Source organism: Rothia mucilaginosa (assembly GCF_901875305.1).
Taxonomy (GTDB): Bacteria; Actinomycetota; Actinomycetes; order Actinomycetales; family Micrococcaceae; genus Rothia.
In genome coordinates this window covers 67267-84130 of sequence record NZ_CABFLY010000002.1, presented here as the reverse complement: position 1 = coordinate 84130, position 16864 = coordinate 67267, and the positions used below count along the sequence as shown (strand labels likewise).

Sequence of the window (16864 nt, the reverse complement as noted above, 5' to 3'; positions counted from 1 at the left end):
GGTGTGGGGGTTGTTCCGGCCGATTCGTTTGACGGTCGGCGGGGCTGTAGCCCCGGGGTGAGCCGCGCGATGCCGGGCCGGGGCCCGGGCGGCTCTTTGGCTGAGCTGGGGTGTGCGATATCTACCCGAGCTGCACGCGGCCCTCGCGCAGGGCGTTGAGTGCGTAGGCCAAATCCAGCGGGTACTCACTGGTGAAGCTCACGCGCTCGCCGGTGGCGGGGTGCTCAAAGCTGAGGTGGTGGGCATGCAGCCACTGGCGGGTCAGGCCCAGCTCGGCGCTAAAACGTGGGTCAGCGCCGTAAGTCAGGTCGCCGCAGCAGGGGTGCCGCATCGCCGAGAAGTGCACGCGAATCTGGTGGGTTCGGCCGGTCTCCAGGTGAACCTCCACCAGGGAGGCTGGGCCGAAGGCCTCGATGACGTCGTAGTGGGTGATGGAATTACGGCCACCCTCGACCACCGCGAACTTCCACTCGTTACCGGGGTGACGGCCAATCGGCGCGTCAATCGTGCCGCGTAGCGGATCGGGCAGGCCCTGCACCAGCGTGTGGTAAATCTTATCGACCGTGCGCTCCTTGAAAGCACGCTTGAGTTCGGTGTAGGCGCGCTCGCTACGGGCCACGACCATCAGGCCGCTCGTACCCACGTCCAGGCGGTGCACGATGCCCTGACGCTCGGCTGCGCCGGAGGTGGCCACGGAGATACCCTCGCCCATCAGCGCGGAAATCACGGTGGGGCCATGCCAACCGGGTGAGGGGTGCGCCGCCACGCCGGCGGGCTTATCCACCACGACAATATCGTCGTCCAGGTACACGATGCCGAAGCCGTCCACCTTCTCGGGTCGAATATCGGCCAAATCGCGCGGCGCCGGGGCATCCACGACGACCACATCTCCTGCGGAGAGCTTGTACGACTTACCGACCTTCACGGCGCGCCCACCGTTGGTGATGCGCACGTGCCCGTCGCGAATCCACCCGGAGGTGCGGGTGCGCGGCGCATCGAGGGCACCGGCGAGCGCGGCGTCCAGGCGCATTCCAGCCAGGGCGTCCTCAACGGTGAATTCGGCGCGGATGCGCTCCGCGGTGGTTTCCTCGCTCATGATTCTCTCCTCGCGCTGCGGTCTGTGCTGTGGGTTGCGGTCTGTGCTGTGCGTCGTGACGTGCCGTTAGGCGTCAGCGTTCTCGCCGTCAGCTTCCTCGTTCTTCGGGGTCTTAGCCTTCTTCGAGGCGCTCTCCTGCGGAGCCTTCGTGCCGTTGAGGTTCAGACCCATGAAGTTTAGGAGCACGACGAGCGCCATGCACACGCTAATCGCCGAGTCCGCGACGTTGAAGATGGCGAAGTTCGGCACCGAGATGAAGTCCACCACATGCCCGGAACCGAAGCCGGGCTCACGGAAGAGGCGGTCAAAGAGGTTGCCGCAGATGCCGCCGAGCAACCCACCCAGCGACAGGGTCCAGGCCAGTGAGCGCGTGCGGCGCAACAGGTAAAGCACCACGATGACGGCAGCCACCATGACGAGGGTAAAAATCCAGGTCACATTCTCGCCCATGCTGAACGCGGCACCCGAGTTACGAATCGAATACCACCACAGCAACCCGTCAATAACGGTAATGCGCTCCCCCAGATGCATCTGAGTAACGACCAGGTACTTGGTCCCCTGATCCACTGCGAAGACGAGTACGGCCAGCACCAGGGCACTCAGCCAAACGGTGCGGCCGCCCAGGATGCGCGGTGCGCGGCCGGTGCTCTCGACAGCCTGTGTGGTGCTCCCCACGGCGGTTTCCGCGGTATGTACGGGGGCCGAGGATTCAGCATGATTCGGGGTGGTGGGCAAGGCTCTCCTCGGGTCGTGTGAATAGTGGCGACGGCAACGGGACGGTCCCCGCGGCGACGCGCTACGGTGCCTCTCTAGCTTAGCAAATGAGGGGAAATCCTCGGGCGCAGCCCGTCGTCTCGTCACTGCCTCCCGCGCGAGGCGGCGAGATGGTCAGGCCCCTCTCAAAAGCGCAAAATACCGCCCGGTTCCTTATCCGCGGCTTAGGCCTAACCCGCAAGTGCGGGCCGATAAGAATCCGGACGGTAGCACCGTAGCACCCCTCGGCGGGGTCGTGCGGCGCTTTAGGCGGAAGCATCGATGGGCTTGAGGTTCTTCAGCTCCTCCACCTGGGTGTTCAGGTGGTCCAGCAGCTTGGTGCGGTAACGGCTCTCGAAGCCACGCAGTGCCTCCACGGCAATTTCCAGCTCTTCCTTCTCGTCGGTCAGGCGAGCCAGAACCTCTTCGCGCTGCTGTCGAGCCTCGCTCACGAGGGCGTCGGCCTTCTTCTCTGCCTCGTCCAGCAGCTCGGCCTTAGCCTTCTCACCCTGGGCCACGTAGTCGTCGTGTACCTTCTGGGCCATAGCCAGCAGGGCTGCGGCGTCCTGAGCGCCAGCGGCGGAGGGAGCATCCTGGGAGACAGCGGCAGCCGGGGATGCGGGGGCCGAGGCGGAAAGCTGCTCCACCTGACGCTCCAGGGCGTCACGTTCGGAGTACAGGGCACGCAGCTCAACAACGAGCTCGTCCAGGAAGTCGTCGACCTCGTTGCGGTCGTAACCGGACTCCTCGGTCACGATCTTAAAGCTCTTCGTAATCAGGTCTTCGGGGGTGATGGCCATGTGGCTTCTCCTCTAGTACGGGTTGGGTTCGAAGTTGAGTGCGCCGATGGGGCAACCCGGCGGGAGCGTTCGGCCCCCGCATCGGGCGCGGTGTGCCGCATCGCGCAGACAGTCGTTGGCACCCATTTTACTATCATTGGACCTCGGCTCCGGGGTTTCTGCCGCGCAGCCAACAAAATATGCGCATGGCGCAACGGCCCCGGCCCCCGCTCCCCCGGAGCGTTTGCGCACGTCCGTGGCCCATTAAGCGGGTGTATCCCGTTAAACGTGTGCGCCCCGCAGAATGTTGAGTAACATTCCGCGGGGCGCATCCAGGCTCCGGTCGTTAGGAGAATCGGGCGGTCAGGCTCATCATGGGGCCCAACAGCATCGACACGACCACAATCAGAATCAGAAAACCGGTATCCAGCGCGACATTACCCACGCGCACCGGAGGAATCACTCGGCGCAGCTTCTCCATAGGCCAATCCGTCACAGCGTAAACGGCGCTCGCGCACAACAGAGCGATACCCTTGGGACGCCAACCAGGTGCGAACATACGTACCCAGTCGAAGAGCATACGCAACAGCATGAAAACGTAGAACAGGTACAGCGCAATCGTTACGAGAGCGAAAAGATAACCCATTACTCAGCCCTTAGCCCTGGTCGAAGGGAAATTCACCCTCGGAGTTGAAATCTGCGGCGTTCTCAGAGTTTGCGACACCCAGCACCTCAAGGTTGGAGGGAGTCAGCAGGAAAACCTTCGAGGTCACACGCTCGATGCGACCCTCCAGCGCGAAGGCCAGACCGGAGGCAAAATCCACCAGGCGCTTAGCGTCGGCGTCGGGCATCTCCTCAACGTTCATAATCACGGGGATGTTCTCGCGGAACGCCTCACCGATGATCTTTGCGTCATTGTAGGAGCGGGGGTGGATGGTGGTGATACGACGCAATTCGTCCTCTTCTTCCTCGTAACCGTAGGTGTATCCGTTGGTCTCTTCGGGCTCATAGCCCTGGTCGTAGTAGCCGTCGTTCGAGTAGGTGTCGGCATACTGCTCGGTGTATTCGGTGTTCGGCACCGGGGCGTCCTCCCAATGGTCTGCGGGCTCACTCGCGGGCTCGTTCCGAGGCTCATCGCCTCGGCGACTCTCGCGAGATTCCTCCGCCTCGTCTGTGGTTTCGGGTATGTACGGGTGTGCGGCTGCGGGCGCAACGTGCTCAGCTGCGGTGTGTTGTTCCCCCTGCGAGAGATCCCGATCAGCGCGCCCGTCGGCTCGGGACTCTTCGATATGAGCCTCCGCGCGGTCCGAATGCTCCTGGGAGCGGGGCTCCTCGGGCGCAGTATCCGCGGTGTTGGAGTCCTGGGCGTCAGAGTCCTTGGCGTTGTAAGGCTCCAGGCCGAGGAAACCCGCCAGGCGGCTTTGCTTCGGCATGCTTCTCTCGCTTCGCTAGGGTACAGGGACAGGCTACTGAATACGGGCGGCCGCCTGTTGAGGTGGTGCCTCTCGAGGAACGCCGCGGGCGGGCCCCTCGTTCAGAAGGTTCGGTCGCACATCAAAACGTCGTGCACCGGCATGTATATATTACCAGCGTAGAGGCTCTTCCAGCCGGTAGAACAGCGTCCGGATTCTCACAGCGGCGGCATATCTGCCCGCCGTCTCTAGTGTGCGGGGCGGCGACCCATGATGTCGCTACCCACGCGCACACAGGTGGAGCCCCAGCGGACGGCCGCCTCCAGGTCACCACTCATACCCGCCGAGATTTCAGTCGCATGCGGCAGGAGCTCGCGCAGCCGGGCCGCCAAACCGTAGAGCTTCTCGAAAGCGACGTCCGGGTCCGCATCCAGAGGCGCCACCGCCATCACGCCGGCGCACCGCAGGTTCGCATGGTTCTCGATGCGTTCGGCCAGTTCTAGAAGCTCCGAGGCGCTCGTGCCGCCTCGCGCGCCCTCGGCGGCATGGCCGGCCGTCGCCTCCTCAGCCAGGGAGACCTGCACCAGGCAATCCAAGCCGCCGTTTTCCAGGGCCGCGGGGGCCGGTGCCTCCCCCGCCTCGTAACGGGCCAGCTGATTCGCGTAGGCCTTCGCTAGGGCATCGGCCAGTGACGGGCGGTCTACAGAGTGCACGCTGGAGGCGTACTTGACCACGGACTTCGCCTTATTCGTCTGAAGCTGGCCGATAAACGCCCAGTGCGGGGGCTGCACCGCACGCTGCTCGCAGTAGGAGGCCAGCTCGCGGGCCTTCGCGCTGGCCTCCTGGTCGCGGTTCTCACCGAAGAGGGTCACGCCTCCGTCCAGCAACGCCGTCGCATCCGAGGCCGGGAAAAACTTGGTCACAGTCACCAGGCGTACGGGCGCGCTCTGCTCGGTGCGCACTCCGCTATGATCATGCTCCGCCGCTCGGATGCGCTCAAGCACGCGTCGGTAATTCTGCAACAGCTGCTCGGCGCGTTCGGGGGTGTACCCCAAATCCTGCGCTTCGACGTTCACGCCGGATCCGTTCGGTTCAGACATTTTGTTCTCCTTCAGCGACTCTATCTTCAGCGGCTCTATGCGGCGGGCTCTGCTAGCTTCTCAACCCACACCAGGCCCGCGATGCGCCCGGGCTTCTCGCCACGGTTTGTAAACCCGCGATGCGAGTACACGCTCGGCTCCTCGTAAGTGCAGCGGGCGCACTCCGTGGAAACCTCCACGCCGGCGGCCTCCAGCACCGCGCGGGCGCCGGCCGGCAGGTCCAGGCCCGGGGTGTTCGCACCCGTCACCGAATGCACCTGCGGGATCAGCTCGGTGGACTCGGCGCGCATCGCCTCGGGCACTTCGTAGCAGGCACCGCAGATGCTGGGACCCAACCACGCGGTGATGTGCGTAGCGCCCAGCTCCCGCATGCGAGCCACGGTAGCCTGCAGTACCCCGTCCAGCAGGCCGCGGCGGCCCGCATGAGCCACCGCCAGAACGGGCATGGCGTTCTCATCCTCGACGGAGCCTGCCAGCACCACGGGGATGCAATCGGCCACCATGATTGCCATCGGGCGGCCCTCGACACTCACCGCGGCGTCGGCCACGGGGGCCAACTTCGCGATGGCACGGGCACGCTCGACGGTACGGTTAGCGGGGGCACCCGGTGCGTAGGAGGCCGGGTCGTAGTCCTCGGGACGGGCCACCTCAACGCCGTGCACTTGGTTCAGGTAAAAGAACGGCCCCGCGCCCAACGCTTCCTCCAGCGTCGCACGGTGGTTGAGGGTGCGCACCATCGAGGCGTCCATGCCGCCACCCAGCTCGTCATCCACGTGCAGACCCAGGTTACCCGCCTCGCGTGAGGTGAAGCCCACCCGCACGCGCCAGGGCCCCAGGATGCGGGTGTCGGCGGTGGCCAGTAGCGGGGTTGCGGGGGCGTTGCTCATCATTGTCCCTTTCTCGGGGTCTGTACAGGGTGCTAGGGCGAAAGCGGGTAGCGCGAAGGGGAGCTGAGAACAGTTGGACTATTCTCAGCTCCCCTCCATCAAAACCCTACGGGGCGGCGTGCTAATGCACGCGGCGCGACTACTTCAGGAAGTCGGGGACGTCCAGGGTGTCGCGGCGAGCCGGTGCTTCCTCAACGACCGGGGGCAGGTCAACGTCGAAGCCAGCGGCGCCGGTGGAAGCCGGAGCAGCGGCGGGAGCGTTGAAGCCGTAGCTGTTAGAAGCCGGAGCGGCAGCGTTCGAGCCGCCGAAGGAGCCCTGTGCACGCTGGGGCTGAGCGGAAGCCGAAGCGTTCGAGTTGGTCTCGGGGTTCACAGCGTCAAAGCCAGCGGCAATCACGGTCACGCGAGCCTCGTCACCCAGGGCGTCATCAATGACGGCACCGAAGATGATGTTGGCATCGGGGTGAGCCACTTCCTGAACCAGGCGCGCAGCCTCGTTGATCTCGAACAGACCCAGGTCGGAACCACCCTGAATCGACAGCAGCACGCCGTGCGCACCATCGATGGATGCTTCCAACAGCGGGGAGGCAATAGCCAGCTCGGCTGCCTTCACGGCACGGTCCTCACCCGAGGCCGAGCCGATACCCATCAGAGCCGAACCCGCACCCTGCATCACGGACTTAACGTCAGCGAAGTCAAGGTTAATCAGACCCGGGGTGGTAATCAGGTCGGTAATGCCCTGAACACCGGAGAGCAGCACCTGGTCAGCGGACTTGAAGGCGTCCAGCATCGACACGTTGCGGTCCGAAATCGACAGCAGTCGGTCGTTCGGAATCACAATCAGGGTGTCAACCTCGTCGCGCAGAGCGGCAATACCGGTCTCAGCCTGGTTGGAGCGGCGACGACCCTCGAAGGTGAAGGGGCGGGTCACAACACCGATGGTCAGAGCGCCCAGGGAGCGGGCGATGCGTGCCACGACGGGTGCGCCACCGGTACCGGTGCCACCACCCTCACCAGCGGTCACGAAGACCATATCTGCGCCCTTGAGGACTTCCTCAATTTCCTGCGAGTGATCCTCGGCTGCCTGACGGCCAACCTCGGGGTTTGCGCCCGCGCCAAGACCGCGGGTCAGCTCACGACCAACATCCAGCTTGACGTCTGCATCAGACATGAGCAGAGCCTGGGCGTCAGTGTTAATAGCAATGAACTCAACGCCGCGCAGGCCAACCTCAATCATTCGGTTGACTGCGTTGACGCCACCGCCGCCGATACCAACGACCTTGATGACTGCCAAGTAGTTCTGGGGAGTTCCAGCGTCCATGTAATCCTCGATTGTTCCGTGTTCCAGCTTCGGAAGACCCCCAGCTCAATCTAAGCCTAAAGGTTTCCTCTAAAGAATGACTTTATCTGTTAGGATACCAAACAGTTTTTGGTGGTTCCTAGCTACACAGCGCAATTACCCCCTCTTTTTGCGGAATTCACACAAAAAGGAGAGGGAAAGCACCCAACAGTAGTTCCCCTAACGGGTCACCGGCACGCGCGGAGCCGACACATCATAGACGGTCACCTTCTGCGCCTGAGCCCCGGAAGAAGCATCTTCCTGAGCCCGCTGAGCCACCGCCTGGCGGAGTGACAGAAGCACCTTAGCCTTCAGCTCACTCTCCTGAGCAGTACCCCACTGCACCGTCGTACTATCCCGCAACGTGAAGGTAATACTCGAAGTTGAGGTCGCACTCGCTTCCTTCACCTGAGCCAGAAGCTCAGCCGGCATCGCAGACAAGGCCGTCGAAATCGTGCGGAACTCATCCGAATGCTGCGGGTCACCACCATTCAATCGTACCAGGGGAACCGAAGTGCTCGGCTCGGAGGAAGACTCCACGAGGCTCACCCCGTCAGTATCCACGGTATGGTACGTCTCCCCCTCCTTGACGACTGCAATGGCGGCACGCTCCTTCAAAGTCACCACCAGCTCATGCGGCGGGCGGCTCTCCACCTGCACGCTACGAAGCACATTGTCCTGACCAATCAGCTCACGCACTCGCTTCTCATCGATGCGAGTCAGCGGAACCCCGCGCAGAGGCTCCAGCTTCTGCTCCACCTGAGCGGTTTCCAGTAAGGAGGCACCGCGCACCGTAATAGTCTGAGCAGCTAACAGAGGCGAGAAGAAGACCAGCACCACGTACAGCACCGCTACAATAGCCAACGCAATCACCGTGTACAGCAACTTACGGGCCCGAGTAAGCGGGGGGCGTTCCTTACGCGGACGCTCCTCAGCACGCAAACCATCCAGACCGGGATCCTTCAGGATACGCTCGTGCTGCGCTTCCCGACGCTCACGCTCCCGTTCCTTCTCAATCTCGGCGGCGCGCTGTTGCTCTCGCTCCACACGCCAACGACCGAAACGGCTTGCAGGGCGAACCTGCTCGACGGGCTCAGCCTCAGCAGAACCGTTTCCCGCCGACGAGGAATCGGAGGAAGCTTTCTTTTTGCTCGAGGTAACCCCGCCGCCAGTCTTTTCAGCCCGGCCGGTGTCCTCTTCAGGCTCCTTCAGGTGCGAGGATGCAGAGGGCTTCTCACTGCGCCTCTCCCCCACCGCAGCCTCCGCGTTCTCAGTCTTCACCGGCCGACCGGATGATTTCTCGGTATCCGCAGTCGAACTGGCTTCCCCGGGCGAATCCTCGAAAGCCTCCACGTCAAAGAGCTCCTGCGAACCGGAGGTAGCCGCGGGCACACGACGAATCGCACCATCCACGAGGGCCACGCTCTCGGCACGAGCCGGACTGGAAGGGCGAATCGTCGCACCCACAGGGCGACGACCGGCAGCAGATGCGGTACCCGCACGAGATTCAGAGGGATTCGATTCAGACCCGTGAGACTTCTGCTCGGAGGCGCCATCCGCGAGGCTCTGTGCGTCAGCGGCGGAGTGCGCCTCCGCCGCGTGCTGAGCCGCAGGCTGTTCCTGCGCAAGCTCCTGAGCACGTCGACGAGCACGCGAGCGCGGGGCCTTCGGCGCGCGCGAATGCCCCTCCGACGGGGGCATGGGACTCATCGGCACAGCCTAAGCCTCCGACTTCTGAGTCAGGTCGCCGCCATGACGAATCTGCAAGGCCTCCAGCAGACGCGGCCCAAGAGCCGTCACGTCACCGGCACCAACGGTCATCACGATATCACCGCTCTGAGCGCACGAAACGATGTCCTCAATAGCGCTCTCCGCGGTCGCGTAACGCACCTCAGAGAAGCCAGCATCCGTAATCAGCTTGCTGGTCACGCCCTCAATCGGAAGCTCACGAGCCGGATAGATATCCAGTACATAGGCGCGATCAGCCATCGACAAGGACTCCGCGAACTCCTTCGCGAACTCACGAGTGCGCGAGAACAGGTGCGGCTGGAAAATCACGTACAGGTTGTGGCCATCAGCCACGGTACGACCGGTCTGCAGGGCACGGAACACCTCGGTCGGGTGGTGTGCGTAGTCATCGAAAACCTTCACGCCCGCAACCTCGCCACGCAATGTAAAGCGGCGGTCAGCGCCCACAAACTCGCCCAGGGCAGCGGCAATCTCAGGGCCCTGAGCGCCGGTCAGCAGAGCAGTAATGAAGGCAGCCGCTGCATTCAGCTGATTATGGATACCGGGAACCTTTAGAACCAGCTCCTGCTCACCCTCAAAGCGCTCACCGCGACATTCGAAAGCCCACTCCATCGTCGACGAGGAAGAAGAACCCGCGCTCGTAATCTCGCGGATGCGCAAGTCAGCATCCTCGGACTCACCATAGGTCACGACCGGCACGCCAGCCGCACGAGAACGAGCGGCCAGGGATGCGGCACCGGAATCATCGGCGCAGGTCACCAACACACCACCCGGAGCCAGCGAACCCACGAAGCGGTTGAACGCCTCAAAAACGCGCTCGTCAGTCTTATAGAAGTCCAGGTGGTCGGGCTCAACGTTCGTCACCACAGCAATCGCCGGGCGGTAGCGGACAAACGAGCCATCCGATTCATCGGCCTCGGCCACAAAAATCGAGTCGGGGCCCTGCGCACCCAGGTGCGCGTTCGTGCCGCGGCCAGCAATTACGGTACCCACCGCGAAAGAAGGATCACGGCCCAGCTGATCAAACATCACAGAAATCATGGAGCTGGTCGTGCTCTTACCGTGGGTACCGGCCACCGCCACCACCTGCGAAAGCCCCATCACGGCGGCCAGCGCCTCAGAGCGGTGCAGAACCGGAAGGCCCTGCGCGCGGGCAGCGACCAGTTCAGGATTATCCTCGCGAATAGCGGTAGAAATCACCACGGTGTCGACATCAACGATGTTCTCCGCGGACTGAGGCACGCTCACACGGGCACCGGCAGCACGCAACGACTCAACAGTCGAAGATTCCGCCCGATCCGAACCACTCACCGTCACGCCGGCCTGCAGCATCAACGCGGCAATAGCGCTCATACCCGCGCCGCCGATGCCGATGAAGTGCACGTGCCCCAGCGCGTCCATCGCGTGGCGCTCAGGGAACGGCGGATTCAGGGGTGCCGGCAGCACCATCTCAAGGTTCATCAGTTCAGTCATTAGTTCTCAGCTGCCTTCAATACTGCTTCGGCCATAACGCGAGCCGCGTCACGGATACCAAGTTTATAGGCTGCAGCGCCCATGCGCTCCAGTTCTTCGGGGTTTGCCATCAATTCCGGAATCTCACGGGCAAACCACTCACCGGTGACTTCTGCGTCCTTCACCAGCAGGGCCGCGGAGGCCTCCACCAGGGAACGGGCGTTCAAGGCCTGCTCACCATTACCAATGGGAAGCGGCACAAAAATAGCGGGCACACCCACCGCGGCAACCTCGCTCACCGTAGCCGCACCAGCGCGTACCAGTAGCAAATCGGCGGCGGCGTACACATCCTGCATGCCGTTGCTGAATTCAATCTGACGGTAGTTCGGAGCGCTCAGAGGCTCGCCGTTCTCATCCAGAACGGTCTTGCCCTTACCGGTAATGTGCAGAATCTGGAATTCCCACTCGGCAAAGCGATCACGGCAAGCCGACACCGCATTGTTCAGGCTCAGCGCACCCAGCGAACCACCAGTCACGATGACGGTAGGCTTCTGCGGATCCAAACCCAAGTTGCGGCGAGCCTTCGAACGGTGCGCGTCACGGTTCAGGTAGGCCACCTCATCCTTCATGGGCATACCCACCAGGGTCGCGTGCGGGAAAGGAGTATTGGGGAAAGCCACACCCGTAAACTTCGCAAAACGGCCACCCAGACGGTTAGCCAACCCCGGCTTCGCGTTCGCCTCATGAATGACCACGGGAATCTTCGAGAAGAAAGCCGACAGGTACGCCGGCGGGCATACGTAACCGCCCACACCCACCACGACGTCAGCCTCAGCGTCCTTAAGGATGCGGCGGGTCTTCGACAAACCGCCCAGGAACTTCGCGGGGAAGGCAAATGCCGCACGATTAATGCTACGAGGGAAAGCAGCACGGGGAATGAACTCGATATCGAAGCCAGCCGCCGGAACCAGCTCAGCTTCCATCTTGTCAGCCGTGCCCAGCATCAGAATCTTAGCGTTCGGCTCAAGGTCACGAACAGCGCGGGCAATCGCAAGCATCGGATTAATGTGACCGGCGGTGCCACCACCGGCGAAGACTATAGAGGGTGCCTTCTTCGTCATAGGTCTCTCTCCCAATACATCGGTACAGCATCATTTTACGCTATCGCCCCATGCCACAGAGCGCGGCGGAACGCCCCCGGCCACGAGCTACAGCTCAGGTCGGGGGCGTTCTCAAAGCACGCGAGGCCAAGAGACAAGCCGTTCACGGCCTCGGTTCAGCTCGGTCCAGGGCGGAAAGCCTCTACTGCTCTCCCCCACCGGGCTGACGGCGCGGCGGCTGACCAAGCTGGCGCTGAGCTCGACGAGCGCGGTCCTCAGGATGCAAAGGCTGCAGGCCCGCGGGCAAGCCACCGCGTTGGTTCTGCGGACGACGGCGCGCCCCCTGTTCGGGACGCCGGCCCCGTACCTGCTGCTCCTTCGAACCCTGTTCAACCGGTCGCTGAACCGGACGGGCGGGCCGGGCCTGCTCGGCCTTGCGGGGCGCAGTCTTCCGGGAGGCTTCTGTCCCCGGAGCGCGCTGCTCTCGAGGCTTCTGTTCTCGAGATTTCTGCTCTCGAGTATCCCTCGTGCGGGTTGCCTTCTCGCGATCCGCCTTCTGACGTTCGGCTTCTTCCCGGGCCTTCTGACGTTCGGCTTCTTCCCGGGCCCGACGAGCCAGCTTCTGCCGCTCAGCCTTCTCACGAGCCGCCTCCTCACGGGCCAGGCGAGCTTCCTCACGAGCCGCACGGGCCTCTTCGCGAGCACGCTCCGCCTCACGCTGCTGTTCAACGCGCTTCAACTCGCGACGCTGCTCCGGATCAAAGCCAAGCCAGTGCCGCACCACACCACTCACACCGCTCAAACCACCCAGCTTCGACAGCGGGTTCCGCTCCTGCATCAGATAACCGCCCGCCTCGGCACGCTCCGCAGCCTCCTGCTCCACTACAGCCTGCAAGGGCAAGCGACGCTTCCAATCAGCATTCGCACGGCGAATCTCACGAGCACTCTGATTCTCAACATTCGACGGGGCCGTCGCACCTCGCAGAGGCGTCTGCCGGGCAAAAGCCAACAACAGACCCGCCGCGCACAACGAAGACAGCAACGAAGAACCACCATAGGAAACAAAGGGCAACGGCACACCAATCACCGGCAGAATACGAGACACCATACCCATATTGATAATCGCCTGCGAAGTCAGCCACACCATGATGCCGCCCGTCGCCAAACGCACCAGCGAATCGGCGGTGCGCAGCATGATGCGTACCGCACAGTACACCAAACCCACATACAGCAGCAGAACCGCCAACGTACCCAGCAGACCCAGCTCCTCACCAATAATCGCGAAGATGTAGTCGTTATGCGCTTCAGCCAAGTAGTTGTACTTCTGGCGCGATTGGCCCAGGCCAACGCCCAAGAAACCACCGGTCGCCAGAGCCACCTCACCAGAGTTCGCCTGATCACAGTTAGCGTTCGTGCACGAACCCCAGATACCGAAAATACGGGCCACACGGTTGGGGCTAGTCAACACACCCAACGCAGCCAACGCTAAAAATGCGCCGACAATCTGCAACATCGAACGGCGCGAAGCACCAGCCATCCACATCATGCCCAGGAAGATGAAGCCATACACCAGGGCGGTACCCATATCGCCACCGACCATAATCAGCAGAATCAGGGCACCCACACCGTAGATGGAAGGAAAAAGGGCACGCCAGAGGCTCCGCGAAATATCGCCCTGGCGGTTATACACCCACGCCAGCCACATCACAATTGCAAGCTTCGAAAACTCCGAAGGCTGCATCTGCATGGGGCCCAACTTAATCCAGTTACGGTTACCATTCACCTCAACGCCGACAACCACCACCGCCAACTGCAGCACCAAGGCCACAGCCAGCATCGCGTGCACCAAGGCCCGCTTATGGTACCAGCCCACCGGAATATTCGTAATGACAGCCATCGCCACCACGCCGAGCACCAGGAAGAGAATCTGCGAAGACACCTGAGAGAACGGCGACTGCCCCTGCGAAATCATGGTGACGCTTGAAGCCGACAGCACCATGATGCAACCAAAAATCGCCAAGCCCAAGGTCGTCACCAGTAGCATGACCGGCACATCCCACAAATCCGCCGTCTGACCGCGACGATACAGCCGCTTACCGAACGAACGAGCCGGTGCCGTCAACTCCTTCAGGGCAGTCCACGGAGACGAGGCGTGCCCGGTCTGTTCAGAACGGCCAGCCCGCGAAGACGCAGAACGCTTCGAGGATACGCTGGAACTCACATGCCCTCCTAAGGCTTAAAACGCCGTAATCCACAGCGAAGAATCACGGCGGCGATAACACATGGGAAAAGAGGCGGGGGTGGAACCCGAAACGTCCCACCCCCGAGAGCGCGGCTCACACGGCACGGGCCGCGAACGCCGCTACGCGCTAGGGTACCGGCCGGGGCCGAACAAGCTACGATTGAGCCAGCTGATCAGCCACGGCATTAGCAAACGCCTCACCGCGCACCGCATAATTCTTGAACTGGTCCATCGATGCCGCGGCCGGCGCCATCAGCACCGTGTCACCCGGCTGAGCAATCTCAGCAGCCTTCGCCACTGCAGCATTCATAATAGCGATACCGTCCGAGGGATCAGCCACCGAAGCGGTCAGATTATAGGTCGGAACCTGCGGGGCATAGTTAGCCAGGGCCGCCTTGAGGCCCGCAGTATCTGTACCAATAATAAGCACAGCCTTCAGACGCTTAGCATGATCAGCAATCAGCTCGTCGTACTCCACACCCTTCGACAGGCCGCCAGCAATCCACACCAGCGAGGGGTAACCGCTCATCGAGGCATTCGCCGCGTGCGGGTTCGTAGCCTTCGAATCGTTCACCCACATAATGTCGTTGGCGTACCCCACCAGCTGGTTACGATGCGCACCGGTCTTGAAAGAACGCAGACCAGCGCCCACAGCCTTCGGGTCGACATCGGCGGCACGGCACAAAGCAGCCGCAGCCAGGGCGTTCTCAACCGTGTACTGAGCCGGCATCTTGCCCGGTGCAGGAGCCAAATCCTGCACGACGCCCAGCTCGAGTGCCTCATTGTAGCGGTTCTTCAAGAAAGCACGGTCCACGATGATGTCCTCAGCCAAGCCGAGCATCGACACAGCCGGCATCTGAGTGGCGCTGAAACCAATCGCGCGGGCGCCCTCCACCACATCGGCCTCTTCCACCATACGCAGGGTGTCGGCATGGTCAGTATTGAAAATGCAGGCCACCTGAGTGTTCTCGTACACGCGGGCTTTATCAGCCTTGTAACGCTCGAAAGAACCGTGCCAATCCACGTGATCCTCAGCAATGTTCAGCACGACCGAAGCATAGGGCGACAGCGAGAAAGCCCAGTGCAACTGGAAGCTCGACAGCTCCACAGCAAAAAACTCGTAGGGCTCATCATCGGCAATCGCATACACAATCGGCATGCCCACATTACCCACCTGAATGGACTTCTTGCCTGCAGCCTTCAGAATTGAATCCGTCATACCCACAGTCGTGGTCTTACCGTTCGTACCGGTCAAGCACAACCACTTGGGGCTCGGACGGCCAGCGCGGTCATTAAGACGCCACGCCAGCTCCACGTCACCCCACACCTGAATACCACGCTCGTAGGCATCCAGCATCACAGGGTGGTCAGGGCGAATACCCGGAGAGGTGACAACCAGCTCGGGGTCCTCCCCCTCAACCTGCGGCAGGGCGAGCATGTGCTCGGGGCCGAACAGACCACTCACCGGGCCGTACGCACTCCGATAAATTTCAACGCGCTCACGCTTCTCAGGGGCATCTACTCCGTCGATAACCGTGATGCGCGCACCCAGCTGCGCCAGCACATCCACAGCAGCGTCACCACTGGTGCCCATACCCACGACCACAACACGCAGGCCAGCCCACGGGGCATCCCAGCTGGTCAACTGCGCGAGACGCTCATTCTCGTACACCGGATTGACGGCAATCGCCTGAGCATTTGCCTCACGGCGAGCACGCAGTGCTTCCTGTTCCATAGTTGACATTAGTGAATCACTCCAGAAGTCTGAGAGAACCAGTCACCGAAGAAAAGAGCCAAGGCTACCAGCACACACAGGGCGTTAACAACCCACAGGCGGAACACGGAGTTCACCTCACCGCTACTAACGGTACCGTGCGCAAGGCCCTTCTTATCAATTGAGTATTTGCCGTTCAAACCGGTCTTCTCCATGTGGTGGTGGAAAGGGGTCATACGGAAGTAACGATGGGCATGCAGAGGCTTCTCCCCCGCCGCAGCCGACCGCTTGCGGCTGGCCTTGAAGACAAACTTCTGAACGATAACGGAGAAGACCTCCAGCACCGGAATCAGCGCCATAACCAGCAGCAGAAGCTCAGTACGGGTAAACAGGGCGAAAGCAACCATCGCGCCGCCCAGGGCCAGAGAGCCGGAGTCACCCATGAAAATCTGCGCCTTCGAAACGTTCCACCAGAGGAATCCAGCCAAAGAGCCAATCAGGGATGCGGCAATCAGCGCCAGCGAACCCGGGTCGCGCACATCGTAGCAGGCGGCGCCGGCGCCCGCAGTGCAGGCGTGCACGTACTGCCAGATGCTGATAGTCAGGTAGCCCGAGAAAATCGTCATCATCACGCCACCGGCCAGGCCATCCAGACCGTCGGTGAAGTTCACGGCGTTCGTACCCGACAGGGAAATAAGGGTAATCCACACGGCCACCAGAATGGAACCAAACACCGCACCGGCAGCAAAGAGGTCAATCGGCAGGTCGCGCACGAAGGAAATCGCGGTGGATGCGGGACGCGCGCCGGACTCATTCGGGAACTGGAAAGCCAGGAAAGCGAAGGGAACGGTCACCGCAAGCAAACCGATGGTCTTCTGACGCTCGGTCAGGCCCTCGTTGCCCTTGTGGCGGAACTTCATGATATCGTCCGCCGCACCCACGCCGAGCATGCCCAGGGTAAATGCAATGGTCAGCCACGCGGTAGCGCTCGGCAACGGCGAGGTACCGAAGAAAATGGCGCTGATACCCATGGTCAGCAGGTACGCAAGAATCGCCGCCGGGATGAAAATCAGACCGGCCATGGTGGGGGTACCCGCCTTGTACTGGTGGGCGGCGGGGCCCTCATCGCGAATCAGCTGACCGAGCTTGAGGGACTTCATCTTCTTGATGAACACCGGAAGCGCGGTCAGAGAGATAAGGAACCCGAGGATTCCTGCAATCAACACGGTAATCATGAAGCG

14 protein-coding genes are annotated in these 16864 nt (G+C 62.1%); all 14 read right to left on the bottom strand.

All coding sequences use genetic code 11. From position 1 onward, the window contains the following. Nucleotides 1–121: 121 nt before the first annotated feature. Nucleotides 122–1096 carry an RluA family pseudouridine synthase gene (locus tag JX292_RS02580; protein ID WP_204861106.1) on the bottom strand — a complete coding sequence of 325 codons (975 nt, stop codon included), beginning with the start codon at nt 1094–1096 and terminating at the stop codon, nt 122–124. Nucleotides 1097–1162: 66 nt separating this feature from the next. Next, nucleotides 1163–1831, bottom strand: a complete 669-nt coding sequence (gene lspA, locus JX292_RS02575; protein WP_239653594.1) for a signal peptidase II — start codon at nt 1829–1831, stop codon at nt 1163–1165. 284 nt (nt 1832–2115) lie between these two features. Further along, nucleotides 2116–2649 (bottom strand): DivIVA domain-containing protein, encoded by a 534-nt coding sequence (locus JX292_RS02570; RefSeq protein ID WP_204861105.1) that lies wholly within the window; start codon nt 2647–2649, stop codon nt 2116–2118. 325 nt (nt 2650–2974) lie between these two features. After that, nucleotides 2975–3274, bottom strand: coding sequence for a YggT family protein (locus tag JX292_RS02565; protein ID WP_049332665.1), 300 nt, complete (start codon nt 3272–3274; stop codon nt 2975–2977). 10 nt (nt 3275–3284) lie between these two features. Beyond that, a complete protein-coding gene (locus JX292_RS02560; protein ID WP_204861101.1) occupies nt 3285–4061 on the bottom strand; it encodes a cell division protein SepF in 777 nt (258 codons plus the stop codon). 227 nt (nt 4062–4288) lie between these two features. Continuing rightward, nucleotides 4289–5140: a YggS family pyridoxal phosphate-dependent enzyme gene (locus JX292_RS02555; protein WP_204861099.1), complete on the bottom strand. Its 852-nt coding sequence runs from the start codon at nt 5138–5140 to the stop codon at nt 4289–4291. Between the two features lie 35 nt (nt 5141–5175). Beyond that, complete coding sequence (locus JX292_RS02550; RefSeq protein WP_204861762.1) at nt 5176–6027, bottom strand: polyphenol oxidase family protein; 852 nt, start codon at nt 6025–6027, stop codon at nt 5176–5178. Between the two features lie 139 nt (nt 6028–6166). Continuing rightward, a complete protein-coding gene (gene ftsZ / locus JX292_RS02545; protein ID WP_204861088.1) occupies nt 6167–7348 on the bottom strand; it encodes a cell division protein FtsZ in 1182 nt (393 codons plus the stop codon). Nucleotides 7349–7546: 198 nt separating this feature from the next. Continuing rightward, nucleotides 7547–9076, bottom strand: coding sequence for a cell division protein FtsQ/DivIB (locus JX292_RS02540; protein WP_204861085.1), 1530 nt, complete (start codon nt 9074–9076; stop codon nt 7547–7549). Between the two features lie 9 nt (nt 9077–9085). Beyond that, the gene (gene murC, locus JX292_RS02535; RefSeq protein WP_204861083.1) at nt 9086–10588 is read right to left on the bottom strand and encodes a UDP-N-acetylmuramate--L-alanine ligase; all 1503 of its coding nucleotides are present in this window, start codon (nt 10586–10588) and stop codon (nt 9086–9088) included. Further along, entirely contained in the window at nt 10588–11688 is a 1101-nt protein-coding gene (murG, locus tag JX292_RS02530; protein ID WP_204861080.1) for an undecaprenyldiphospho-muramoylpentapeptide beta-N-acetylglucosaminyltransferase, read from the bottom strand. The genes murC and murG overlap by 1 nt, the downstream gene beginning before the upstream one ends. Before the next feature lie 181 nt (nt 11689–11869). Continuing rightward, entirely contained in the window at nt 11870–13888 is a 2019-nt protein-coding gene (gene ftsW / locus JX292_RS02525; RefSeq protein WP_204861078.1) for a putative lipid II flippase FtsW, read from the bottom strand. A 175-nt stretch (nt 13889–14063) separates the two neighbouring features. After that, nucleotides 14064–15653, bottom strand: a complete 1590-nt coding sequence (murD, locus tag JX292_RS02520) for a UDP-N-acetylmuramoyl-L-alanine--D-glutamate ligase (RefSeq protein WP_204861068.1) — start codon at nt 15651–15653, stop codon at nt 14064–14066. Beyond that, nucleotides 15653–16858, bottom strand: coding sequence for a phospho-N-acetylmuramoyl-pentapeptide-transferase (gene mraY, locus JX292_RS02515; RefSeq protein WP_204861066.1), 1206 nt, complete (start codon nt 16856–16858; stop codon nt 15653–15655). Before mraY ends, murD begins: the two co-directional genes overlap by 1 nt. Nucleotides 16859–16864: the final 6 nt, after the last annotated feature.